The organism is Chryseobacterium sp. 1B4 (assembly GCF_036631475.1).
Classification (GTDB): Bacteria; Bacteroidota; Bacteroidia; order Flavobacteriales; family Weeksellaceae; genus Chryseobacterium.
Window position 1 is genome coordinate 347,110 of the sequence record NZ_JAPNUF010000009.1, and the last position, 25,556, is coordinate 372,665.

Below are 25,556 nucleotides of genomic sequence, written 5' to 3' on the forward strand. Positions count from 1 at the left end.
AATAAAAATTAAATTTTAGGAGGCTGCCAGATAGGATCATAAATCTGGTAAGCAAAGTCATTTTTGTGGAATAAGATCTTCTTTGAAAAGTAAGCCGGAATCTGTTCCGGAATTTCCAGTAATGGATCCATCTTAAATGCTGAAACCGTCATCTGGCAGCAGCTGCATGTACACAGCGGAGAACAGATGTCTCCTTTTTCTTTTGAATGATTTTCCTGAACACTCAGGGAAGCTGTTTTATTCCCCGAATTCTGCGGATGGGATACATCAGCACATGGCATCAATGATAACGCCATAAAGTAAACTGCCAGTATCCATCTTAAGAGGTTCATTGTTACAAAGGTAGAGATTTTTTGTTAAATAAGACTGTAACTGCTCTTTTCCATATAATATTCTATCATAATGCACAGTTTTCAAGGTGTTTTAAAAAAAATATTTTCCCACTAAACAGAAGTTTGTCATAAAAAACAAATGTTATTTCTATGCTTATCTTCACTACATACTATTAATCATAAAACTTGCTTAAAATCAACACATTATACAAATTCATGTTTAAAAAAAGTACTTTTAATGCATTCAGGAAGCTGAAATCCTGAGCACCACAAAATTGGAAGCAGATCCACGGATCGATGAAAGTGAGTTCAAAAGTTTTAGGGGAAGCAATCCGGATACCTGTTTTCATTTTAAAATAACAACCTGAAAAAGGTTTTAAAATACACATTTTATGAAAAAAATTATGTTTAGCGGCATTATTAATGCCATTCCTTTCATGGGCCCAAAGCTGGAACATTACAGGAAACTCAGGAACTAACCCGTCCAACAATTTTATTGGAACTACAGATAATCAGCCGTTGGTTCTTAAAGCCAATAATAACCCATCACTTCGTATACTGCCTAATGGATCTTTAAGAGTTGGACTCAATGATACAGATACCAATCCCCTTTCTACACTAAGAGTCTATAACAATGAAAATACTCTTCTTGAAATTGCTAATTCACAAGGAAGGTTTCAAATTGGAAAATCTTCATGTAATGGCTGTTATGGTGGTGGTATAGGAGATACTGTATTAAGAAATCTTGACGTTTCTCATAATATTATTATAGCTCAGCCTAACGATGGTAATGACGGTTCTACTTATTTCGGTATTCAGGATGGCTATAACGGAACATGGGTGAAATTTTTCAACAACGCCATTGCCAGATTTGACGGTAAAATTAAGGCTAAAGAAGTTGAAGTAAAAGCTAATGTATGGGCTGATTATGTATTTAAAAAAGAATACCAACTGAGATCTTTAGAGAATGTTGAAAAACACATTATTGAAAAGGGTCATTTGCCTAATATTCCCACTGCTCAGGAAGTACTCGAAAACGGAATTAACGTTGCTGAAATGAATTCCAAGCTTCTTGAAAAGATCGAAGAGTTAACACTTTATTCGATTGACCAGAATAAACAAATAAAGCATCAGGCAGCACAACTAAACCAACTTCAGGAGGAAAATAAAACTTTAAAAGCTCAGTCTGCAAAAATTGAAAAACTGGAACAACAGGTTCAGCAGCTCTTATCAACACAAAAATAACCACAAATGAAAAGAAAATTACTGTCACTGTCATCCCTGATGATAGGTTTCTTTGGATTTTCCCAAACTGAAGTCTATTTCAAATACGATGAAGCCGGAAACCAGAGATACAGAGGAATCGACGCTGCTGGTAAAAAGGCAGAAGAGATCGTTTCAAAAGAGTCAAAGGTAGCAGCTGTTACCAGACAAGCTCCCATTATTGATGAAAAAGCATTCCTGAAACAAATACGTCTGTACCCGGTTCCTGTTAATGACTATCTTACCATAGACTGGACAGAAGAAGTGGATGGACTCATAGAATCCGTTTCATTGTATCAGCACAGTACAGTTCACTGGAAATTCCAGCAACAGAATATCCCGGACTTAAACCGTCAGGTTAAAATCAATATGACAGGTTATAACTGGGGAGTATATGTTGTACGCTTTACGCTAAAAGATGGCAGAATTTTCAGTAAAAATATTACCAAACGATAAAATCATGAAACTTTACGATAAGAAAATACAACTATTTTCATCCTTCATACTGTCTTTATGTTCAGTATTGGGCTTTTCACAGACCATCCTGTATCAGACAGAAAGCCTCTCGCGGACGGTGCAAGATCCACAGTCGGTTGTATTAGCTCCGGGATTTTATGCTTCATCAAGTTCATCAAATCCTTTTGTAGCGAAAATTGGTCCTGCAACGGAAAGCCCGGGTGGTGGTCCCACAGATTCAAATGCGGGAGCAACTAATCCATCGGGAACAACAGCACCAGATGGGAAGAGTTTTCATGACACCAAAGGTAATATAGAGGTAAACGGAGCTGGGCAATTACAATTTACTTTGCCTATTGCTTTGCCTCCAGGGGTGAAAAGTGTAGCTCCACAAATTAATTTGATGTATACCAGCGGTTCTTCCAATGGAATAGCAGGTTATGGCTGGAATATTTCAGGAATTACCTCTATTTCAAGAGCCGGAAAAACAATTGATAAAGACGCAGAAGCTAAAGCAGTACAAATGGATTATTCTGATTATTATAGTTTTAATGGTCAGCGATTGATTTTGAAATCTGGAGAATATGGTAAGGATGGTGCAGAATATGTGACGGAAAAATATTCTAATATCAAAATAAAATCTATTGGACATAGTTTAAATATTTCAGGACCTAACTATTGGGAAGTGACTTTTGAAAATGGTTCTCAAGCTAAATATGAAAAAACATTTTCAACAGGATTTATGGGAGATACGACCCCAGCATTGGAGTATAATATTACAAAATGGAAAGATCCTCAAGGGAACTTTATCACATACAACTATGAATATACACCACTTGGTTCCACGGGCATAAATGGCGGTGTGTCCAGAATATCCACTATAACATGGGGAGGAAATGAAACATTAAACAAACCTCATTATAACAGCATTGAATTTACTTATATAGACAGGGACTTGATCGAACAGTCATATGTACAGGGATTAAAATATACTCAAAATAAACTTTTGTCCGAAATTAAGGTAAGTTACAATGGTAGTCAATTTAAAAAATATGGAATTGATTACATTAAAAATGGAACAAATTATCAATCAGTTGATAAGATAACGGAGTACAATGCAGATAACAAAGCTGCTAATCCGGTCGCTTTTACTTATCCAGCTCCTACCCAGCCTGTTTTAGAGTTTTCAGATAATAATGTAGATAGCTTTGAAAACGTAAAGCTGACAGGTGATTTTAACGGTGATGGATATTTGGATTTTTCCCTGAATAATGGTGTGGTCAAGCTGGGAGGACTCAACAATACCTTTACTGATATTTCTACAGGTAAAACCTTTAATACAGAAGCTAAAGTTGTTAATACATTGCTCGATGAAGAAGGGCAAGTCTATAATGGGAATGGAATTGTTCAATATGAAGGAGGTAAAATCACAGGCTATATTTTCAGAGATAACCTATTTGTAAAAGTATTTGAAAAGTTTGTTTATGATGAATCAACTTGTACAAAAAGTAATTATCCTCCACCTGCTGGCTGTAAAATGTTATCTCCTAAATTAAATGAAGGAGATCTTAATGGGGATGGTATTTCAGATATATTCTTCACATTAGAAAAGGAAGTTTGTCAGTGGGTTTATGATCCTAACTGCGTCAATAAAACATCCAATGACACAACTAACCGCCCTCCTTCATGTAGTATACTTGAATGCAATACTTATGCTATAAGAAGCTTTATTGTTGATTTAAAAAATGCTAATAATCCTTTATCTACTTATACTATTGATTCAGGAATCAATGAAAGTTCCTATTATAAACAACAATACCTGGATGTAGATGGAGATAGGAAAGTAGATATTATTGATATCTCCAATACTACTTATACTGTATTTGAATTTGTAAAAACAGCTCCTAATAAGTATCTCAAGAAAATTAGATTCACAGGTAATTTAGCCGAAACAAAAGCAACGGAATACCCTGTGTTGTTTGGAGACTTCAACGGCGATGGAAACCTTGACTTTACGATCCCAACAACAGATAACAAAGATAAAGATAACTGGAGGTTTTATATGGGTACGGGAAAAGGATTTTCCAATGTCTTAAAAACAGATTTTTTGAAATACAGAAAGCCAGATGACTTTCAAAATAGTAATCATCCTACGTTTAATATTTACAGGAATTTTTACACTACTTCAGATATTAACAGGGACGGAAAATCAGATATTGTACACATCAACTCTTTTAATAAAGCGGGTGTAGTAAATTCGAGCGGATTAATACTTAAAAGATATTATGGCTATACTATTGCTGCTTATACGGCTAATGGAGCTATGGCAAATGGAAGCCCTGATTTTTATACCAGTTATAATTATGGAGGATATAATTATGTTACCAGTTCCAGTGAATTTGCTTTATTCTCTCCCGTCACCTCACAGGTAAAAGTCAACAACAACTATTATGATGTACTGTTATTCTGGAAAAAGAGAATGCATAAGCTAAAATCCCCTTCACCCGTTGGAAAGTTAGCCCAGGTACAATCTATTACGCAAGGAGGTATCGTTACATCAGCAGACTATCAGGAGGTGATTCCAAATGATCCAGCTCTTCCTAATTTTTATCAAAAAGTAAAAAAAGAATATTACCCTTATTTTTCATTAAGCAGAGCAGATCAGTCCTATGCAGTATCACAACTTAGGCAAGAAGGCAGAAAGCAGGATTTCCGATACAGAGGGATGACAGGGCATTTACAGGGCAAAGGGATGATGGGATACCATCAGTCTGCCCGCAGCTCATGGTATGCTGATGGATTTGAAAACACTAAAATCTGGTCGGGAGTAGAGATTGATCCTGTTTTTGATGGAGCCCCGGTAAAAGAATGGAGCATCAGAACTACCAATGAAAACAATATTTTCCCAACAGATATTTCTGAGAACAACACTCAGCTATTGAGCTTTAAATCCACCCTATATGATACTTATAAATTATTAGACGGACAGGTGGTAAGTACACCCGTTTCTGATACTGATAAACCAAAGGTTGTTACAGTTACTGTTCCAAAAAGTACTAAAACCAAGGACTTCCTCACTGGAACAGTATCAAACAGTTCTATTATTTACGGTGATTATTATCTTCCCAAACAGACAGTAATCAATGTAAATAATGGCTATGTCGTAACCTCGTCGGATTTTGAATATATTCATAATATATCAGCAGTGGGACCTGATTATTTTGTGGGACGTCCAAAAAACAAAACAGAAAAGTCACAGGCTTATGGTGATATAAAATCTTCCAAAGAAGAATACACGTATGAAAACAATCTGTTAAAAACCTTAAAATCCTGGAATCGTGATAATACAGGGTATTTGCTTGAAACCTACACCTATGACGGTTTTGGAAATATTACCCAGAAGACAATCAGCAACAGTGTAGACTCCCAGACCCAGACAAATGCAACGGCATATGATTCAAAGGGAAGATTTGTTGTAAAGAAAACAGATCATTTAGGATTAGAAACAGGTATTGAATATAATGATTGGGGGCAGATCAAAAAACAAACTGACGCTTTAGGAAATACGCTTGAGAATGTGTATGATGGCTGGGGAAAATTATTGAGCTCTAAAACCAATCTTGGAGGTACAACCACCTATCAGTATAGCAGAGATAACAATTCTAATATCACTGTTACACAGTATCATCCGGATGGAGATATTTCAAAAAAATATACCAATAAGCTGGGACAGGAATATAAAGTATCTGCGAAGGCATTTGGACAGGGACAATTTGTATCTCAGGAGACCGGGTATGATGTGCTGGGCAGAAAAATAAAAGAGTCTGAGTCTTACTTTGTCGGGCAGAGTCCAAGTCAATTTAATACCATTGCTTATGATGACACGGTTTTTCCTGCTAAAATAACAGCCACTTCATTTAGTGGTAAGCAAACGGAAACATCTGTTTCAGGCTTAGTTACAACTGTAAAAGAACTAAATGGATATCAAAGGACAACGTCAAAAACTACCGATGCCTTAGGCAATGTAAGTTCTTCCACGGACAAAGGTGGAACAATTCAGTTTACTTACAATGCGGCAGGAGAACAGATCAAGGCTCAATATGCAGAAAACATTGTGACTACTAAGTACGACGCCTGGGGGAGAAAATCAGAATTTAACGATCCTTCCAATGGCATTTACAAATATGGATACGATGGACTTGGACAGCCCAAAAAAACAACCAGTCCAAAAGGAACAAAAGAATTTACCTATAATAACTTAGGTCAGCTCATCTCGCAGAAGGAGATTTCAACAACAGACGGAGGACAGGCGACCAATAAACTGATTTCGTATTCATACGATAATAAAGGAAGACTTATTTCCAAATCCGGAACATCTAAAGGGCAAGCGTATACTTTCAGTGTTTCTTATGACCCACAAGGAAGATTAACATCTTCATCAGAAAGTAGCAACGGAAAATACTTTATTGAAAAAGGGTTTACTTATGATGATAAAGGAAGGGTGATTTCTTATGAAAAGCAATTATACTCTTCTGGTGCCCTTACTACAGTTCAGATTGAGAATGTATACAACCCATGGAATGGTGAACTGTATCAGATTAAAGATAAGGCATCAGGTAAAGTACTATGGGAGTTAAAGGAAGTGAATTCAAGAGGACAGGTTCTTAAGGCCCAGCTAGGGGCAGCAGAGATCAATCAATCTTTTGAAAATGACGGAACCTTAAGCCAGGTTAATCATTCTTCAGCCATTAAACCAGGCATTTTACAACTTGCTTATAACTTTAACGCTGTTAAAAATGAATTAGAAACCAGAACAACTGGAGGTGATTTTAATATTACAGAATCGTTTGATTATGATGACAATAATCGTTTGATAAACTGGACAAACCCTGTTACAGGAGTTAAGCCTCAATCTAGCAGAAATGTCTATGACATCAAAGGAAGAATTACCCAAAACGATCAGGTAGGAACAATTAAGTTTGAAAATTCTGCTAAGATCTACCAGCCTACCGGAATGACATTAAATGCAGCCGGAGAACAGAATTATAATAATGATCTGATCCAAAGCATTACCTATAATGAGAACAATGATCCTGTATTCATTGATGGAATGAAGGGGGATGCAGCCTTCCAGTATGGTTTAACTTCAATGAGACAGAGAGTCACCTATGGAGGTAATTTCAGTGTCGGTGGTGATGGTAAGTTCACTAAGTTTTATAGTGAGAACGGGAACTTTGAAGTGGTAAAAGATAATACAACCGGAAAGGAAAAGCATGTTCTTTATATTGGTGGAACACCATATGAATCAAATATTGTATATTTAAAAAACTTCGCAGAGAGCAGCGGTTCTTATAAGTTTTTGCATAAAGATTATATCGGAAGTATTTTAGCGATCAGTGATGAAGCGGGAAACAAATTGGAACAAAGACATTTTGATGCCTGGGGTAATTTCACCCATCTTCAGATTGGAAACGGAGCGATTATTACAGACAAAGATGTCATCCTGAGCTTGTCGAAAGATCTCGCTATAGACAGGGGCTACACCAGCCACGAACATTTTGCAGAAGTAGGCATCATCCATATGAATGGTAGATTGTATGATCCTTTATTGAGAAGATTCTTAAATGCAGATGAGAATATTCAGGATCCCAACAATACCCAAAACTATAACAAGTATGGGTATGTATTGAATAATCCCCTGATGTTTAATGATCCGAGTGGAGAGTTTGCATGGGCAGCAGGATTTTTCTTAACATATGTTGCCCCGGTAATTTGGGGAGTAGCAGTAGGAACACTGGTCAGCGCAGGGATGTATGCGATACAGGCACTGGTCATGAACAGCTGGTCATGGAATGGTTTTGCCAATGCCCTCTTAATGGGTGCTGTCACAGGCGGAGTCTCCGGTGGACTGGGACAGGTATTCAGTGCCAGTGGTTTCTGGGGATCGGTAGGAAGCAGTGCTTTTGTAGGAGCAGGAACAGGAGGTGTAACAGCTTTACTTACCGGGCAAAACTTCCTTGAAGGAGTATTAAAAGGTGCGGTAATCGGTGGTGCTGTGGCAGGAATAACTTGGACATTAAATAAATTTTATAATTCTTATGAATATCAAGTTGATGAAATGCTTGCTGATGATAATAATACCTTAAGTGGTCCAACAAAAGCTGAGTTTAATCTAGATACAGTAAAAAAGGTTGCTGACAGCCGATACAAAAATCAATTCATCAGAGGAAGCTGGCATCTAGTTGATGAAACAAGTGATCTGAGTTCAAATCTACGAGAGAAAGGTTATAGTTTTGACAAAAGTTCAGGTTTAATTGATGGACCGAGAGGAAGAGCATTTGGTCTGACCGAAACTCTTACACATAAGGGAAAACTTGTTTATCAAAGAATATATCTTCCAACAGGAACATTTGTTAGCTTAGAACAATTAGATCTGACTATGGGACATGAAATCTTCCATTCGATTTTAAATAATGCCAGGCTTTTTGATGATTATACATTATCTGCGACTCATCAGAGGGCATCAGCTCATGAATATTATACTTCGAGATGGGAAGAGAAGTACGTGAAATTCCGAAAATGGCAAAAATTAAATTTAAACATGGAAGGATTTAATACTGACGCATTTTATGATAAATCATTAGAAGGGCTTATGAATAAAATAAAACCTATTTTTAATAATTATTTAAAAAGTACATTAAAATAATGAATTACAGATTTCTTTTAATTTGTTTTATATTTCTTCTTTCTTGTGAAGACAAACGAAAAGATATACTCTATTTAAAGTATATAAAGGAAAATCAACAGATACACCTTCAATTAAAAAACAACACAGGTACTGATATTATCTTTTTGGTTCCGAATTCCTTGGAATTTAGTGACAGGAATTATAAAAGTTATTCTACACGAGGAAGCCGAGAAGAATACTATCCAATAAATGTGTATGCTGTAATAAACCAAGGACAATCTTCAAAAAAATATCAGAGAAAACTAGATAGCGTCCGCAATACATATCTAGCTGAAATTGGTAATGAAAATTTTCTAGGGGATGAAAGGCCTGGTGATGGGCATACTGTTTTATTTTTAAAAAACAATGATGTTATAAATGTAAAATATAATTTATTTATAAAATCAGTAAAAAACTTATCTCAGAGCATTTATTCATCAAAATTTAAACAAAACTATTACCCTTATGATAAAGTATTAAAAGGAAATTATCCAGAAGGAGAATACTTAAAAAGGTTTTCAAAGCTCAATTTTGGAAATGCAAAGTTTGTAGCACAACCTGTAATAGAAGACAGTTTAGTTTTAAAGCTTTCAGAAAAAGATATTACCAATTAAAATGTTTATTCTCGTATAGTAAAATTTTTCTGCTGGCTGCTCCGGTGATCTGGGAGTAGCAGTAGGAACACTGGTCAGCGCAGGGATGTATGCGATACAGGCACTGGTCATGAACAGCTGGTCATGGAATGGTTTTGCCAATGCCCTCTTAATGGGTGCTGTCACAGGCGGAGTCTCCGGGGGACTGGGACAGGTATTCAGTGCCAGTGGTTTCTGGGGATCGGTAGGAAGCAGTGCTTTTGTAGGAGCAGGAACAGGAGGTGTAACAGCTCTAATTAACGGACAGAATTTCCTTGAAGGAGTATTAAAAGGTGCTGTAATTGGGGGAGGTGTAGCTGCTGTGAGTTATAGTTTTAGTAATTTATTCACTGCATCAGAAGCAGGAAGGAATTATGCTGATGCAAACGGGAATACTGCTGCAGCATCAAATGATGTTCGAGGAGACAAATTAAACTGGTTTAATAAGGAAAAAGACGGGTATTTATATAAAGCTGCAGAACTTGATACGAGCGTACCAGAAAGAGGAATTAGAATATACACACACGGTGCTCCTAATCTTATTATTGGCCCTGATCATATCCCTATTACAACACCCGAACAATTTGATAAAATTTTAATGCAACGAAGTGAAGTATGGAGAAACTTTAGAGAACATGGAGGTAGCATTAGAGTAGAATTAATGTCATGTCAAACAGGCAGATGGAGTAATGGCATTGCGAGTAAGTTTTCCAAAGCCTTCAGAAATGCCGAGTTTATTGCTCCTTCCACTAAATTTTTTGCTGGAGAAATGGCTAACGGAAGGATCTATACTGACATTGCTGGAAGATTCAAATTTTTCAATCCGGGAAGATGGAACCATTTCGTAGATGGACAAAATATAACAGGGTTATTAGATAAATATAAATATATACCTAACAATATACTATGGAATCAAAAAACAAAAGCTCCAGTTTGCATTGGTGGTGGTTGTCAATAACTTTATTTATTACTTTTAACTGTAAAAAAGGTAATAATGAAAAAGGCTATTCAATGCCAAAAACGATCGACACACCAATAGTTTATGAAAGAAATATTATTTCTGATACAGTTCTTAGTAATAAAGATTTAGAAGAGTTTAAGAGAGAGGTAGTAAATAAAGGGGATAATTATTCATTTAGTAGGCTTACTATTCATTATACAGAAAACTCAAATTATAAAGAGTTACATAAATATTCTCTTATAATGGCTAATAAATACAATAAAGGAGACGGATATCGACAAGCTTTTGAAGATATTGTCGCTATGAATAATAATAATTCATATAGAGATATTTCGGATTTTTCAAAGATTAATGCAAAAGCTAAATCTGAAGCTTTAAAATATCTGGAAAAAGGCATTTTATTAAATGATGTAAACTCTGCATCAATGCTTGAAGAAATCTATAGGAATGGGATTGGTGTTACTAAAGACATAAAAAAAGCAGAAGAAATAAAGAAAAAGATAGACAAAATGTAGTACGCTTGCACGCATAACACTATAAAGTCTTTAAAACAGAAAGAGGCCGTCTCATAAATCGTGAAAACGGCCTTTTTTATGAAATTTTCCTGTATCACAATACGAGAAGGGGTTTCGTTTAAGCGAGTCTCACCCCACATCATCTAGTTGTGATACACCTTCACTGGAGCTGAAAAAATATTCAGTGCGGTAGTTTCTGGGGATCGGTAGGAAGCAGTGCTTTTGTAGGAGCAGGAACAGGTGGAGTAACAGCTTTACTTACCGGGCAAAACTTCCCTGAAGGAGTACTGAAAGGTGCTGTCATTAGTGCTGCTGTGACAGGAATAACTTGGACATTAAATAAATTTTATAATTCTTATGAATATCAAGTTGATGAAATGCTTGCTGATGATAATAATACCTTAAGTGGTCCAACAAAAGCTGAGTTTAATCTAGATACAGTAAAAAAGGTTGCTGACAGCCGATACAAAAATCAATTCATCAGAGGAAGCTGGCATCTAGTTGATGAAACAAGTGATCTGAGTTCAAATCTACGAGAGAAAGGTTATAGTTTTGACAAAAGTTCAGGTTTAATTGATGGACCGAGAGGAAGAGCATTTGGTCTGACCGAAACTCTTACACATAAGGGAAAACTTGTTTATCAAAGAATATATCTTCCAACAGGAACATTTGTTAGCTTAGAACAATTAGATCTGACTATGGGACATGAAACATTTCATACAATTTTAAATAATGCCAGACTTTTTGATGATTATACATTATCTACGACTCATCAGAGGGCATCAGCTCATGAATATTATACTTCGAGATGGGAAGAGAAGTACGTGAAATTCCGAAAATGGCAAAAATTAAATTTAAACATGGAAGGATTTAATACTGACGCATTTTATGATAAATCATTAGAAGGGCTTATGAATAAAATAAAACCTATTTTTAATAATTATTTAAAAAGTACATTAAAATGAAAAATTTCACAATAATCTTACTAACAATATTTAGTTTATTTTCTTGTAAACAGAAAGAAAATAATGTTTTTAGCTTAAAATATAGTAGGAATAATAATGAGTTGATTCTTTCATTTGAAAATAATACTTCTCAAAACATTATTTTTCCAACACCTAATACACTTGAATTTGGAGATAAAAACTATAAAAGCCTTTCCACCCAGGGAGGAAAAGAAGGGGATTATCCTATAAATGTTTATGCTATCATAGCACCTAATCAATCATCAACATTCTATCAAAAAAATTGGATAGTATTCGAGATAATGATTTTTTTGAAAGAGATATGATTGACTTAATAAAAGAGATAAAACCCGGTGACGGAAATTCTGTTTTTTATTTGAAAAGTAAATCGAAGTTAGAATTAAAATATAATTTAATTATTAGATCGATGTTGCCTCTGTTTGAAAGGAGCTATAAGTCAAAATTGAAACAATGCTATATGAATTTATTTTACCTACATATAGGTTACAATTTCCGGATGAATCTGTACAGAAGTAATAGCAATACTTCAGATATGGTAGAAAAACAATGAATAAAAATCCCCCAAATGATTGGGGGATTTTTATTTCACAAAAAAACCACCGCAAAAGCAGTGGTTTAAAAAAATCAAATCTAATTATGGGTTACCTCATAAATTCGGATTATTCTCAAACTCTCTCTGAGGAATACTGAATAAGTAATAATTGCTGTTCGGTACAAAAGCAGATTTATCCGGAAAATCAAGAACAGAATGGCCTTTACCGTCTACAGTTTTCACGGTACCGTCTGGAGTAGTTACCTGAACTTTTATCGGTTTGCCATCAGCATCTACAAACGGTTTTCTTACTACTGTTCCCTGCGTTCTGATAATATCTGAAAGAGAGAACCCTTCTCCGAATAATTCTTTTCTTCTTTCAATCAGAACTGCTGCGATAACATCACTTTGCGATAACGAGCCATTATAAATATTGGCATTTCTGGCAGATTTCAACTGGTTCAAAACTGTGACTGCCTGAGGAATATTTCCGTTTCTGGCTTCCGCTTCCGCTTCGATCAGATACATTTCTGCAGCTCTCATATAAACAATATCTGCAATTAGGGTTGGTTTAAATTTAAACTTGGCATATCTCAGTAATCCTTCCCTTCCTTTCTGCCCGTCCCATGAAAACAACTGGGATCTGATATCATTGGTATCAAAAAGGTCTTTAAAATAAGGATCCGCCATAAAGCTGTAATAATAACTCCCTGAAGAAGATACATCCAGATAATGGAAGGCATAACTTTCATCAGACTGTTCCTGGGTCTGTGCATGCCCCCAGATCCACTCGGAATTGTTGATATCATTGAAGCCTTCTTTGTACTTTTCAGGAGCCATCAGAGGGAAACCTTCCCTTGCAATTTTCGCTGATGCTGAAGCTTTGCTCCATTCACCCGTGTTCAGGTAAGTTCTTGCTAAAAGCCCGTTTACGACAGAACGGTTGATTTTATCTTTATTATTTCTTGTATAATTTTTCAACAGGTTATCTGCATCGGTAAGATCACTTTTAATCAAAGTATAGATTTCTTCAAGACTTGCTCTTTTCTTCCCTACCGTACTTGTTGTGGAGGGTTCCGTATAAATAGGAGCCGTCAATGCTGATTTATCTTTAAGATAGCTGAACTGATAAAAGCTCGCCAGATTCAGATAGCAGAAAGCACGTAATGCTTTTGCCTGTCCTTTCACCTGGTCTTTTTCTCCTGGCTTCCTTCCGTACCGTCAATTCTTGTAATGACATTATTCATATTATTGATGGTGGAATACAACAGAGACCAGATAAATAACGGACGGCTTGCTGTACTGTTCACCATTTCGGTAAAAGCATAGGTGGAAGCGAAACCGTACTTATTCGTTAATACGGCAACATCACTTCCCATCGCATCGCTGGCCCTTAAAACAGTGGAATACCCGATATTGGCATAGGTTGTCCCGTCATTATTAAACTTTGCCCAGGTACCGTTCACTACTGTTTCAGCACTTTCAGCGGTTTTGAAAACTTCTACGCTGTTAGCCTGATCAGTCGGAGCAGTGTCCAGATCGCTTTCACAGCTTGCCAGTGACAAAAATCCAATGATTGCAAACGATATATATTTTAATTTTTTCATTATTTCAATTTTAAAGGTTAAAGCGTTGCCTGAAGACCAAAAGTGACCGTTCTCATGGCAGGATATCTGTAATACGTTGTTCCGTCCAAAGCCTGTTCAGGATCCATTCCCTTATGTTTATAGAAGGTCAGAAGGTTTTCCGCCTGAATATAAATTCTGAACTTTTTGAGTCCTATTTTCTCAAAATAACCTTCAGGAAGTGTGTATCCCAAGCTCACATTTTTCAGCCTTGCATACGTACCTGAATATAAAAATCTTGAAGACGTTGATGTCCAGTTATTCGTTGTTGTACTTAATGCAGGAACATCTGTGTAAGGATTATCAGGCGTCCATCTGTTCAGGATTTCAGAACTCCATGCGCGTCCTCCGGCACTTCCGTTATGCATGATGGAAGTATAATCGGTATCTAAAATTTTACCTCCGATTTTGAATGTCAGTAATCCTGAAAAATCAAAATTCTTGTAAGTAATACTGGTACTGATTCCTCCTGTCAGCTTAGGTAATGCAGAACCTTGCAGCAGTTTTGTTGCTTTAGAATATTCTGAAGTAGTTCCTTCTACTGAGTTTCCGCTGGCATCGGTAGTCACCGTTTTCCACAAAGGTTTTCCATTGCTGGGATCTACTCCTGCCCATTCCGGAATAAAGAAATCATATACTGAGCCTCCTACTGTCAGCAACTTCGTCCCCACCACCAAAGAACCTCCGGGTAGTTTGGTCACTTTATTATTTAAAGTACTCAGGTTTACATCCACATTCCACTGGAAATCATCATTTTTAATCGGGGTTGTGAATAATGAAAATTCAAACCCTGTATTCTGAATCGTTCCGATATTGGCAGGATAGTCACTGATTCCCAACGATGGAGCCACCGGCATATTAAAGAGAAGGTCCTGGCTTTTTCTTTTAAAGTATTCGATATTTCCCTTAACTCTGTTATTCAGAATCGCGAATTCCAATCCTACATTTAAATTAAGGTTGGTTTCCCACTTCACATTATTGGTATATGTTTTTTCAAGGGTGGTCCCCGGTTCTCCGCCAAGACTGATAAACCTGTACAATTCCTGATAAGCGTAATAAAGGGGCTGACCATTTGGACGAAGTAATTTATCATTCCCCTGCCCTCCATAGCTGGCACGTAATGTCAACTGATTGAAAACATTTAAGCTTTTGATGAATTCTTCATTGGATATTTTCCATGAACCGCCAACAGACCAGAATCTTCCCCATCTGTTATCTTTTGCAAATCTTGAAGAACTGTCTGCTCTTCCTGATGCTGAAATGAAGTAAGTATTATTATAATCATACTCTACTTTTCCAAGGAAACTCAATAAGCTTAATTTATTGCTGTTTCCACTGAAACTTCCCAGCAGTGATGCAGCGTCCGGCTCATAGTAATAAGGCAATGAAAACTGGCTTCTTGTTCCGGAAATTGTCTGATAATCGTACTTATAAAATTCCTGTCCTGCTAACGCGTTAATGTGATGCTTTCCAAACTTTTTATCATAGGTCAGAATATTGCTGGTTGTATACGAAAGCGTTCTGGTATTCGTTTTCGTTACCGAACCTCCAATTTCTGCTCCTGGCCAAGCAATGGATTTGAATAATAATGTCCGTTATAATTCACAAGATCAACAGAAAAACTCGTTTTGAATTTCAGCTCCGGTAAAAAGTGAATTCCATGAATCCTTTTCCTGAAAAGTTATCTTCTTTATTTTCGTTTTTATCTAACGGAAGGGTTGCAGCCGCATTTTGATTCTGTAAAGCATTCGTAGGCCTGTATTTTCCAAAATCATAAACCGGATTTCCATCAGCACCCAAAACGTAGGTTCCATCCGCATTCCTTTCATAATAAGGATAGAATGAAGGAATGAATCTTGCTGCATTGATGATATTACTGGCCTTGGAATCCGAAGAAGTAGGTGCCTGCTGAATACTGTTGGTATAGCTTAAGTTTACTCCAACATTCAACCATTTCTTAACTTCAGAATTAATTTTCAGCCTGGTATTATATCTTTTAAAGCCAGATTCAATAGCCATCCCTTTGTCATCCAGATAACCAAGGGAAAAGAAGTAATTGCTTTTCTCACTTCCTCCGCTGATATCAAGATCCACCTGGTTTCTTGATGCTACTCTCTGTAAAATATCTCTCCAGTCATCATTCCAGAGTGGTGATGCACCCGATAATAATTTTCCATCGGTTCCTACAGGTTTCGGATAAGCTGTCCCGTATGGATTGATCCCAAGGGTTGAAACGAGATTATCTGTAGCCATCTGAGCTGCCTGCTGGGAAGAAACTTTCCCGGACTGATATCCGTTTCTCAACGCCTCCCAATATAATTGAAAATACTGATCGGTATTGACCTGCTCGTAATCTTTTACTGCTCTTCCGGAGAAACCCTGGCTGATATTAAAATTAACTTTGGCTTCTCCTTTTTTCCTGATTTTGTGGTAATAATGATAATCCCGTTTGCTCCTCTTGAACCATACAGAGCACTTGCTGTTGCATCTTTCAGAACACTTATAGATTCGATATCGCTCGGACTGATAGAATTCAGGTTACCGTCAAAAGGAATTCCATCCACTACATATAATGGATCGCTGGAAGCACTTATTGAACCAATTCCTCTGATTCGGATGGTTGAAACAGCACCCGGCTGGCCAGATGCACTTGTCGTCTGAATCCCCGCTACCTGCCCTTCCAATGCTTTGGTAATGTTGGTAACAGGTCTGTTATTGATCTTATCACTGGAAATTGTCGCCACAGAACCGGTATAGCTGTTTCTTTTTGCTTTTCCATACGCTACCACTACCACTTCATCAATCTCCTTTTCATGAAGGCTGTCTTTTTTGGGGTTTGAATTCTGCGCATTTACATTAGCTACTCCTAAAAAATGCAGCTACCGGAGGCATCCATATTTTAGAATTGAATAAATTTTTGCTAATCATAATCAATTTTATTTATCATATATTAAAAATTTACCCTTTGCAGAAAAGTCAGCAAAGGGCATCGATAAATACGATAAACCAAATGCTTATTTTTCCTTAAAAGGCTGAATGTAACACCTTGCCCCCACGGGTAGGTTGTTAAGATTTCACAGGGTCAGTTCCCTCCATCTTTCTTTATAAGCCGATCGAAATATGGTTGCAAAGCTAAAAACTTTTAGTCTACAAAACAAGTAGACTTATCATTTTTTCATGATAAATTTTCAATAATTAACATAAAATTTTAATAAAACTCAATACAATAAGGAGTTACAAACGTTACATTATTTTTAAACATGACAAATATCATTACTAATAACTCAATGACATAAAAATCCAGCACAGTTTAATTTCTATGTGATTTTATTGGAAAAACTTTTTAATTTTATAGTATGAAAGTTTTAATTATAAACGGACCAAACCTTAACCTTTTAGGTACCAGGGAACCGGAAATCTATGGAAGCGTTTCTATGGAGAGTTATTTGGAAATTTTAAAATCCGAGTTTCATTCTCACGAATTAAAATATTATCAGTCGAATATTGAAGGGGAACTTATCAACAGGCTTCAGGAAGGTGATTTTGATGCAGTAGTAATTAATCCGGGAGCTTATACTCATTATTCTTATGCCATTGCGGATTGTTTAAAAAATATCCGAAAGCCTAAAATCGAAGTTCACATCAGTAATATCTACAAAAGAGAAGAGTTCAGACAGAAATCTGTAACAGCAGCCAATACAGATGCGGTTTTATCAGGTTTTGGAATGGATGGATACAGATTGGCTTTATTGAGCTTGAAGTAATTTTTAGCTTATATTCCGCTTCAGACCGTACGGATCCTTACAGATAATTATGCATACAGGAGAATAATTTATGAATATAAAGGATAAGATTTACTGTAAAAATATTGGGATATATTCCGGGCAATTAACGAAAAGAAAATCTTATATCGTTGAAGAAACAAATGATGAAAATATAAGAATCTGGAATGATGAAGGAAAACTGAGATGGTATTCTGATTTTTATTTTAGTTTAAACAATGAACCAGAAATAACTTCTATTCATATTGATGATGAAATAGAGGATACTGAATCTGATGCTATAGAAGTCACCATTGAACTTTCCAATAAAGAAAAATATTGGCTGACTTTCACTACTCCAAAGTATTTAGAGAAAATATTGGATGAAGAATCTTACTTTTCTTCAAGACATTTTATGATCATAAAAAATCTAAGCGAAGAATTAATTAAATCAACAATCCATAAACTGGATGAACAAAATGAATTGATTAAGAGCTGTAAAAAATTTAATCAAAAAGCCTCATCAGTGATGAGGCTTTTTGATGCTTATTGATAACTTTTAAATAGTCTGTTCCTGCAATTGAGGTCCTGAAGCAACTAACTTCTTCCCTTCTTCTGTACCACAGTACTGTTCAAAGTTTTTAATATATCTTGAAGCAAGATCTTTTGCTTTTTCTTCCCATTCTGAAGCATTTTCATAAGTATCTCTAGGATCCAGGATACCTGTAGAAACATTTGGCAATTCAGTAGGAATTTCAAGGTTCATGATCGGAACCTGAGTTTTAGGAGCATTGTCAATAGAACCGTCAATGATTGCATCGATAATTGCTCTTGTATCTTTCAGAGAAATTCTCTTTCCGGTACCATTCCAACCTGTATTTACCAAATAGGCTTTAGCACCATGTTCCTTCATTTTACCGATCAGTGTTTTAGAATACATCGTCGGGTGTAATGTAAGAAACGCTTCACCAAATGCAGGAGAGAAAGATGGTTCTGGTTCTGTAATTCCTCTTTCTGTTCCGGCTAATTTAGACGTATATCCGCAAAGGAAGTGGTACTGAGCCTGATCTTCATTCAGGATAGAAACCGGAGGAAGTACTCCGAATGCATCTGCTGAAAGGTAAACAATCTTCTTAGCGTGACCTGCTTTAGAAGGTAATACAATTTTGTTGATATGATAGATTGGATAAGAAACTCTTGTGTTCTCAGTGATTGATCCGTCTGTATAATCTGCTACTCCATTGTTCACCACAACATTTTCAAGAAGTGCATCTCTCTTGATGGCAGCGAAGATATCCGGTTCTTTTTCTGCAGATAAGTCGATAACTTTAGCGTAGCATCCGCCTTCATAGTTGAATACTCCGTTGTTATCCCATCCGTGTTCGTCGTCACCGATAAGGTATCTCTTAGGATCTGCTGACAGAGTAGTTTTCCCTGTCCCTGAAAGACCAAAGAATAAAGCAACATCACCTTTTTCTCCTACGTTGGCAGAACAGTGCATTGAAGCCATACCCTTTAATGGAAGATAGTAGTTCATCATTGCGAACATTCCTTTCTTCATCTCACCTCCGTACCATGTTCCTCCGATGATCTGTAGTTTTTCAGTAAGGTTGAACATGATGAAGTTTTCAGAGTTAAGCCCCTGAGCTTCCCAGTTAGGGTTTGTTGTTTTTGATCCGTTGATTACTGTAAAATCCGGCTCACCGAAGTTTTCAAGCTCATAGTGAGAAGGACGAATGAACATATTGGTCACAAAATGTGCCTGCCATGCTACTTCAACGATAAATCTTACCTTAAGTCTTGTGTCTGCATTCGTACCACAGAAAGCATCTACAACATAAATTTTCTTAGCTTCGGAAAGCTGATTCATCACTAGTTCTTTACAAGACCCGAAAATTTCCGCAGTTGTAGGTAAATTTACTTTACCATCCCAGAAAATGGTATCTCTTGTAACATCATCCTGAACAATATATCTGTCTTTAGGTGAACGACCTGTGAAAATTCCTGTTTTTACTGATACCGCGCCAGATTCTGTAAGCTCAGCTTTCTCAAATCCCTGATTTTCAGGAGAAACTTCAGCCTGGTATAATTCTTCATAAGAAGGATTATACACTACTTCATAGTTTCCTTTAATCCCTAATTTCTCTAAATCCTGGATGATTTTAGTGTTTTTCATTTTACTTATATTTTCTATTTCTTTATTGCTTTCAACAAAAATAATATTAATTATTTGTTAAAGGTGGTTTAAATATACTGATATAAGTCAGAATGGCAAACAAAAAAACGGTTTTGTAAATTACTGATTATGAATCAATTATTTCCGACCATTCAAAAACGGCAGGAAAACCTTTGTCCCAAAAATAGTTCTTATAGCCCCCAAATTTGGCACTCATTACAAAATCTCCGCCCCATGCACCCAAACTTTTGACAAATGAAGGGCAACCTGAGAATAACTTCTCTCTAACTGTGGGAATTTCAAGAAAATTGGCTATTTTTCGCTCATGAATCATCATTAATTCGGAAAAATTTTCCAATTCGTCGCATAACATTACTTTCTTTGTGATTTCCGAAAATTCACTGATCAGTTCCGGAGACTTCTTTTTGGATTTGTAAAAACTGATTCCTTCCCTGCTGTCCTGTTTCTGATTTAAGTGGATAAAAATCAGCTCATTTTTAAAAGAAGGATTAAAAGTGACCTTTTCATATTGGATCTCAGGCTTACTTTGGAAAAGAACTGCAGATTTTTCTTTTGCTACCGCAATATCATATCCGCTTCCTCCCAGGCTTATCGTATTAAGGTGAAAAGGATCAATCCCCGCCCATTCCGCCAGGTTGGTCATCAGGGTAGAACTGCTTCCCAAACCATAGTCTGCAGGAAACTGAAGATTGGTTTTTAAATGGTAAGTAAGGTTAGTTTTGAATTTAGTCTGAGAAAGCTGCTGAACATTCTTTAATGTTCTGGTAATAAATTCAGCGCCTGATGGAATGTTGGTTTCCAGGATCTGCCAGTTTTTATAATCAATGACAGCTTTTAACCATAATGTATTCTGATGATAGGCCTCCCAGATAATGAGAGATTTTTTATCATCGGTTTCTTCAAAGAAAAACTCTTGTCCCAGCCTGGTAGGTACCGCTAAGACAAGAGCTCCATCGATTGCGAAATATTCTGAAGTAAGCATAAGCTTGCCCGGTGAAAATATCGCGTTCATATATTTGTTTTTAGATGGCAGAAGTAGCTTCTACTGATCCGTCAATTTTCTTGATTAATCCCTGAAGGGTTTTCCCTGGTCCTACTTCTACGAAATTAGATGCACCGTCTTTAATCATATTTTGAACAGACTGCGTCCATTTTACAGGACCGGTAAGCTGATCAATCAGATTTTGTTTGATCTCATCGGGATTTGTTACCGCTGTAGTAGTGATATTCTGATATACAGGAATCGTTGCTTTTCTGAATTTGGTTTTTTCGATAGCTGCCGCCAGTCTTTCCTGTGCAGGCTGCATCAATGGTGAATGGAAAGCTCCGTTTACAGGTAACAGCAAAGCTCTTTTTGCTCCTGCTTCTTTCAACTTTATACAAGCCTCTTCTACCGCCGGTGTTTCCCCTGAAATTACCAATTGTCCCGGACAGTTATAATTTGCAGGAACAACAATTCCGCTGATCTGCGCGCAGATTTCTTCAACCTTCGCATCGTCTAAACCTAAGATTGCCGCCATAGAACTTGGATTTGCATCGCAAGCCTCCTGCATAGCTTTTGCTCTTTCGGAAACTAATTTCAAACCATCATCAAAGGATAAAACGCCGTTGGCAACCAAAGCCGAAAACTCTCCTAAAGAGTGTCCTGCTACCATTTCAGCACCAAGCCCATTTACTGCTTTTAATGCTGCTACTGAATGTATAAATATTGAAGGCTGGGTAACCTCTGTTTTCTTAAGATCCGCATCCGTTCCGTTAAACATGATGGAAAGAATATCGAAACCTAAAATTTCATTGGCAGATTCCATCAGATCTTTAATATCTTTTCTAGAATCATACAATTCTTTTCCCATTCCTACGAACTGAGAACCCTGCCCTGGAAATACAAGTGCTTTCATGTATTGAATTAAATATTATGCAAATATAACTATAATGTTAACAATATTATTTTAAAGAGCTATAAATCATGTTACGGTACTAACCTGATTACTCTGTAACCGGTATTTACATAAGCACCGTTAGCTTTGGATTTTACAAACTCAAATTTGGTAGCAAGCTGAGTCTGAACTTTATTCATCTGTTTAAAGATTTCTCCTTTTTTATTTTCTCTGGTTAACATGTCATTTACCACATCAAAACCTACGATAGCATATTTTGGCGGAGTTTTGCAGTATTTGCTCTTATAGGCAGCCAGAATTTCTTTTTCAAAGCTACCATCTGTATTGATTTTTCTATCCATCAGATAAACCAGATTTGCCTGGCTCAATTCATCCACTTTTTTCTCAAAAACCGGAGCGTAGAACATACTGAATGCCTTCACTCCCTGAACTTCTTTAGAAATAGTAATGATTCTGTTGGCAAAAGCATCTCCAACTGCATTATCATCATTTGCCAGAATAGCAATAACCGGAGCAGACTGTCCTGTCATCATATTCTGGTCCAGCTGAATATCTGCCGGAGAATTAACAATCATGATATTTGGATTTTTTACAGCTTTTTCAAGTCCTGCCTTGATGTAGTTGGCATTTTCTTTCTTGGCATCGGCCACCACATATATTTTCTGATCTGAATAGATTCCTTTTACCTCTTCTACAATTTTATCAGCATAGGTCTGATTATTGGTTTCAACGATAATAAGATTACTGTAATTATATAGTTCCGGAGTGTTGGCAAATGGTGCTACTACCGGAATTTTCTGATTTTTTGTAAAATCAAGGACATCAATAACATTGGATTTGAAGAACGGCCCGATGATAAGGTCTGTATTATCGGGGTTGATCTGTGTCAAAGAGTTTTTGAATGAAGCTTCATTCCCTGAGTCTACTACTTTAACGTCCAGTTTCTGTCCTCCTCTTGCATTTCTTTCAATAGCAAGTTTAGCTCCTGTCAAAAAGTCAAGTGCCATTCCTCTGTATTGGGTTTCGTTGGTACTGTACCCGAAAGGAAGCATCAGTATTACACTTAAAGCATCACCGTTTTTCTTTACATATGCTGCATCCTGTTTTTTGATTTTTAAAACCATTCCGGTTTTCAAACCATGTGAAAGATCCGGGTTCAGAGCAATAAGTTCGTCTATAGAAACTCCAAATTTGTTAACGATAGAGAAAACAGTATCACCTTGCTGTACAGTATAGGTAACGTAATCATCTCCTGCGACAACATTGGAAGAGGCCGTCGATTTTTCATTTCCTGAATCCATTTTTGCTTTTGGATTGGCAGGTTCAGCAGCTGTGTCAGTATTAGTACTGCTAGTATGGGATGTTTTTACTTTAATCGCATCACCAGGTTTAAGTCCTTTTTCTTCCAATCCCGGATTTAAGGCAAAAAGATCCTGCTGGCTGATGCCAAACTGTTTTGTGATTCTGTAATAATTATCTTTAGCCTGGATCACATAAGACTCTCCTTCTTCTGCTGCTGGTGTTGTTGCTGTTGTTGTAGCTGTTACCGCTTTTTCTACAGCTTTCTCCGCAGGCTTTTCAGTGGTCACAGCCTGTTGCTGTGAACCTCCGTATTTTTTAATACTGGAAAGAGGTAAGGTAATTTCGTCTCCGATTTTCATGTGAGAATCCAGTTCGGGATTCAGTTTTCTAAGATCAGTTTCAGAAATTCTGTATTGTTTTGTAATACCATAAATGGTCTGCTTTGGCAGTAAAACAATTTTACCTAAAGCAGAAGCACTTGTGGCTGAAGTTACTTTTTCTGCCGGAGCTGGTTTTGTCACAACCGGAGTGGCTGCTTTATCTGATTTTATGGTTAAAACATCTCCGATCGCCAGTTTGCCATCTTTATGTTTTGGGTTTAGCTTCAGCAATTCATCTACAGTCATTCCATACTTTTTTGCAATGTTGTAAGGATTGTCACCTTGCACAACCGTATGTGATTTCTGGGCTGAAACTCCCAAAACCATACATAAACTGGATAGAATAAAAAACCTCTTTATCATATTCGATAATTATAATTTACAAAAATACTTCTTTAAAATTAAATGGCAACAATTATTAATTTGGAATCTTGAACCACCATTTCTTCCAAACAATTTTCAAGCCATGAATAGCCATAATCTGAAAAGAATACACTAAAGTTATACACTCTTTCCTGCCATGTTTTGGCCGGATGAACATCTAAAAACAGATTTTCAAGTCTTTCAAGCAATTCATTCTGTTTTATTTTCTCGGCATGAAGCAAGCGTTTTTTCATTCTTTTAAATGATTTCAGCTGCCGTACTTCTTCTGCTTTCACCATATTTCCGAAAGACTTTTCAGTAGTTTCTGCCAAAGCCTTCAATGCTGAAAAATTACTAACCAGTAATTCTTCTTTTTCTTCCAGCAACTGTAAAATGGGATTGTCTTTTAAAATCTTCTGATTGGTCAAAACCGTGAAGTTCTGGAAGAAATCTTCTATTTTAAGATCCAGTTTCTCAATTTTCCCTAGAGTTTTTTCTTTCAGGAAGAGCATAGAGTTTCTTGGAATCAGAATCGGGAAAGGAATATTGATTTTAGAAAAGTAATCTTTCAACTCCAGCCAGTACATAATTTCGGCATTTCCTCCAATATAAGCCAGATCAGGCAGTACATTTTCCTGGTATACCGGACGCATCAAAGCATTCGGGCTGAATTTTTCAGGATGATTTTCCAATTCAGTCAGAATTTCTTCTTCTGTAAAGTAAATTCCTTTATCTACAATAATATATTTTTGTCCGTCAAATTCAATTCTGTCTCTGGTTTCAGAAAGATAAAAAAGATTAATTTCACGTGGGTTTACCTGTACTTTCCCATATTTCTCTGTGAGAAAATCTACTTTATCTTTAGAAGTTTTCTGTAAACTGCAGTTAAGAAGTTCATCCTTAAAAATCGTTTTCATCTGATTTTTAAGTTCCACGGAATCTCCATCCAGAATCAAAAGCCCGAATTCTGAAAAAAGACGATTGACAAGAATTTTAATGGCTTCTGTCAACGTGTTTCCGTTTTGGTAAGCTTCCTTCATCATCAGGATAAGTTCCGTACCGAAAATAGAATCTTTGAATTCTTTTTCAAATTCAGAAATAAAATAGATATCACTGATTGCAATTCGCCCTACCGGGCCACCCGGTTTTTCATTGGTTTCGTAATAGTTATTTTCGGTTTTAAAATGGTTGATTTCTGCAAAATCATGGTCTTCCGAAGCCATCCAGTATACCGGAACAAAATTAAAATCAGGAAAATTTTCTTTCAGATAGGTACATGTCTTAATGGTCTGAAGAATTTTATATACAAAGAAAACAGGTCCTGAAAACAGGTTCAGCTGATGTCCCGTCGTAATGGTAAATGTATTGGTCAGTTTAAGATTCTCAAGGTTTTCTTTCTGCCTTGAAGAAAGAGAAAGACTTGTTAACTGGCTTTCGAATACTTCAGTTAAAATATTTCTTTTCTCTGATGCGAAAGACTCTTTTTCAGATGGATCTGCTGTCTGAAATGCTCTAAGGAAAATGTATTATTTTCAAAACCCTCGATTTTCTGATTTAAAAAATCTTTTACTAATTGAGGAATGCTTTCTATATCGTTAAATGATATTTTATTAATTGTTTTCAACC

Annotated in this window: 23 protein-coding genes and 1 riboswitch; of the genes, 10 read left to right on the plus strand and 13 right to left on the minus strand. The window is 36.5% G+C overall.

Annotated elements, in window-relative coordinates:
• Positions 1–8: 8 nt before the first annotated feature.
• Complete coding sequence (locus tag OWR28_RS21030; protein WP_332388365.1) at positions 9–332, minus strand: DUF6660 family protein; 324 nt, start codon at positions 330–332, stop codon at positions 9–11.
• Between the two features lie 423 nt (positions 333–755).
• On the opposite strand from OWR28_RS21030, the gene OWR28_RS21035 reads away from it, so the two are divergent.
• The 6 genes from OWR28_RS21035 to OWR28_RS21060 all read left to right on the plus strand — a co-directional run bounded on the left by OWR28_RS21035 (position 756) and on the right by OWR28_RS21060 (position 10,886).
• A complete protein-coding gene (locus tag OWR28_RS21035; RefSeq protein ID WP_332388366.1) occupies positions 756–1,577 on the plus strand; it encodes a cell wall anchor protein in 822 nt (273 codons plus the stop codon).
• Positions 1,578–1,583: 6 nt separating this feature from the next.
• Positions 1,584–2,051, plus strand: coding sequence for a T9SS type A sorting domain-containing protein (locus tag OWR28_RS21040; RefSeq protein WP_332388367.1), 468 nt, complete (start codon positions 1,584–1,586; stop codon positions 2,049–2,051).
• A 4-nt stretch (positions 2,052–2,055) separates the two neighbouring features.
• Complete coding sequence (locus OWR28_RS21045; protein WP_332388368.1) at positions 2,056–8,757, plus strand: RHS repeat-associated core domain-containing protein; 6,702 nt, start codon at positions 2,056–2,058, stop codon at positions 8,755–8,757.
• Entirely contained in the window at positions 8,757–9,392 is a 636-nt protein-coding gene (locus OWR28_RS21050; RefSeq protein WP_332388369.1) for a hypothetical protein, read from the plus strand. Before OWR28_RS21045 ends, OWR28_RS21050 begins: the two co-directional genes overlap by 1 nt.
• A gap of 85 nt (positions 9,393–9,477) precedes the next feature.
• Positions 9,478–10,368 carry a DUF8616 domain-containing protein gene (locus OWR28_RS21055; RefSeq protein ID WP_332388370.1) on the plus strand — a complete coding sequence of 297 codons (891 nt, stop codon included), beginning with the start codon at positions 9,478–9,480 and terminating at the stop codon, positions 10,366–10,368.
• 53 nt (positions 10,369–10,421) lie between these two features.
• On the plus strand, positions 10,422–10,886 hold the full coding sequence (locus OWR28_RS21060) for a hypothetical protein (RefSeq protein WP_332388371.1): 465 nt from the start codon (positions 10,422–10,424) through the stop codon (positions 10,884–10,886).
• A 181-nt stretch (positions 10,887–11,067) separates the two neighbouring features.
• Here the strand turns inward: OWR28_RS21060 and OWR28_RS21065 are convergent, their stop codons facing one another.
• Positions 11,068–11,190 carry a hypothetical protein gene (locus tag OWR28_RS21065; RefSeq protein WP_332388372.1) on the minus strand — a complete coding sequence of 41 codons (123 nt, stop codon included), beginning with the start codon at positions 11,188–11,190 and terminating at the stop codon, positions 11,068–11,070.
• A 10-nt stretch (positions 11,191–11,200) separates the two neighbouring features.
• On the opposite strand from OWR28_RS21065, the gene OWR28_RS21070 reads away from it, so the two are divergent.
• Together OWR28_RS21070 and OWR28_RS21075 are read left to right on the plus strand one after the other, a co-directional pair.
• A complete protein-coding gene (locus OWR28_RS21070; protein WP_332388373.1) occupies positions 11,201–11,851 on the plus strand; it encodes a hypothetical protein in 651 nt (216 codons plus the stop codon).
• The gene (locus OWR28_RS21075) at positions 11,848–12,177 is read left to right on the plus strand and encodes a hypothetical protein (protein WP_332388374.1); all 330 of its coding nucleotides are present in this window, start codon (positions 11,848–11,850) and stop codon (positions 12,175–12,177) included. Before OWR28_RS21070 ends, OWR28_RS21075 begins: the two co-directional genes overlap by 4 nt.
• A gap of 341 nt (positions 12,178–12,518) precedes the next feature.
• Here OWR28_RS21075 and OWR28_RS21080 read toward each other — a convergent pair whose 3' ends face one another.
• From OWR28_RS21080 to OWR28_RS21100, 5 genes are all read right to left on the minus strand, one after another.
• Positions 12,519–13,592 (minus strand): RagB/SusD family nutrient uptake outer membrane protein, encoded by a 1,074-nt coding sequence (locus OWR28_RS21080; protein WP_332388375.1) that lies wholly within the window; start codon positions 13,590–13,592, stop codon positions 12,519–12,521.
• Positions 13,589–14,011 (minus strand): hypothetical protein, encoded by a 423-nt coding sequence (locus tag OWR28_RS21085; protein ID WP_332388376.1) that lies wholly within the window; start codon positions 14,009–14,011, stop codon positions 13,589–13,591. The genes OWR28_RS21080 and OWR28_RS21085 overlap by 4 nt, the downstream gene beginning before the upstream one ends.
• A 17-nt stretch (positions 14,012–14,028) precedes the next feature.
• Positions 14,029–15,603, minus strand: coding sequence for a SusC/RagA family TonB-linked outer membrane protein (locus tag OWR28_RS21090; RefSeq protein ID WP_332388459.1), 1,575 nt, complete (start codon positions 15,601–15,603; stop codon positions 14,029–14,031).
• A 61-nt stretch (positions 15,604–15,664) separates the two neighbouring features.
• The gene (locus OWR28_RS21095) at positions 15,665–16,333 is read right to left on the minus strand and encodes a hypothetical protein (RefSeq protein ID WP_332388377.1); all 669 of its coding nucleotides are present in this window, start codon (positions 16,331–16,333) and stop codon (positions 15,665–15,667) included.
• Positions 16,334–16,386: 53 nt separating this feature from the next.
• Positions 16,387–16,824, minus strand: a complete 438-nt coding sequence (locus tag OWR28_RS21100; RefSeq protein ID WP_332388378.1) for a TonB-dependent receptor plug domain-containing protein — start codon at positions 16,822–16,824, stop codon at positions 16,387–16,389.
• A 216-nt stretch (positions 16,825–17,040) separates the two neighbouring features.
• Positions 17,041–17,140: riboswitch (SAM riboswitch) on the minus strand.
• 245 nt (positions 17,141–17,385) lie between these two features.
• Between OWR28_RS21100 and OWR28_RS21105 the strand changes: the two genes are divergently transcribed.
• Together OWR28_RS21105 and OWR28_RS21110 are read left to right on the plus strand one after the other, a co-directional pair.
• Positions 17,386–17,793, plus strand: a complete 408-nt coding sequence (locus OWR28_RS21105) for a type II 3-dehydroquinate dehydratase (protein WP_332388379.1) — start codon at positions 17,386–17,388, stop codon at positions 17,791–17,793.
• Between the two features lie 70 nt (positions 17,794–17,863).
• The gene (locus tag OWR28_RS21110; protein ID WP_332388380.1) at positions 17,864–18,343 is read left to right on the plus strand and encodes a hypothetical protein; all 480 of its coding nucleotides are present in this window, start codon (positions 17,864–17,866) and stop codon (positions 18,341–18,343) included.
• 6 nt (positions 18,344–18,349) lie between these two features.
• On the opposite strand, the gene pckA is transcribed toward OWR28_RS21110, so the two are convergent.
• The 6 genes from pckA to OWR28_RS21140 all read right to left on the minus strand — a co-directional run bounded on the left by pckA (position 18,350) and on the right by OWR28_RS21140 (position 25,554).
• On the minus strand, positions 18,350–19,966 hold the full coding sequence (gene pckA / locus OWR28_RS21115; protein WP_332388381.1) for a phosphoenolpyruvate carboxykinase (ATP): 1,617 nt from the start codon (positions 19,964–19,966) through the stop codon (positions 18,350–18,352).
• Between the two features lie 127 nt (positions 19,967–20,093).
• A complete protein-coding gene (locus tag OWR28_RS21120; protein ID WP_332388382.1) occupies positions 20,094–20,999 on the minus strand; it encodes a GYDIA family GHMP kinase in 906 nt (301 codons plus the stop codon).
• Between the two features lie 10 nt (positions 21,000–21,009).
• Positions 21,010–21,885, minus strand: a complete 876-nt coding sequence (gene fabD, locus OWR28_RS21125) for an ACP S-malonyltransferase (RefSeq protein WP_332388383.1) — start codon at positions 21,883–21,885, stop codon at positions 21,010–21,012.
• Positions 21,886–21,956: 71 nt separating this feature from the next.
• Positions 21,957–23,930: a LysM peptidoglycan-binding domain-containing protein gene (locus OWR28_RS21130; RefSeq protein WP_332388384.1), complete on the minus strand. Its 1,974-nt coding sequence runs from the start codon at positions 23,928–23,930 to the stop codon at positions 21,957–21,959.
• A gap of 38 nt (positions 23,931–23,968) precedes the next feature.
• Positions 23,969–25,453, minus strand: coding sequence for a bacillithiol biosynthesis cysteine-adding enzyme BshC (gene bshC / locus OWR28_RS21135; protein ID WP_332388460.1), 1,485 nt, complete (start codon positions 25,451–25,453; stop codon positions 23,969–23,971).
• A complete protein-coding gene (locus OWR28_RS21140; protein ID WP_332388385.1) occupies positions 25,378–25,554 on the minus strand; it encodes a hypothetical protein in 177 nt (58 codons plus the stop codon). The genes bshC and OWR28_RS21140 overlap by 76 nt, the downstream gene beginning before the upstream one ends.
• Positions 25,555–25,556 lie beyond the last annotated feature (2 nt).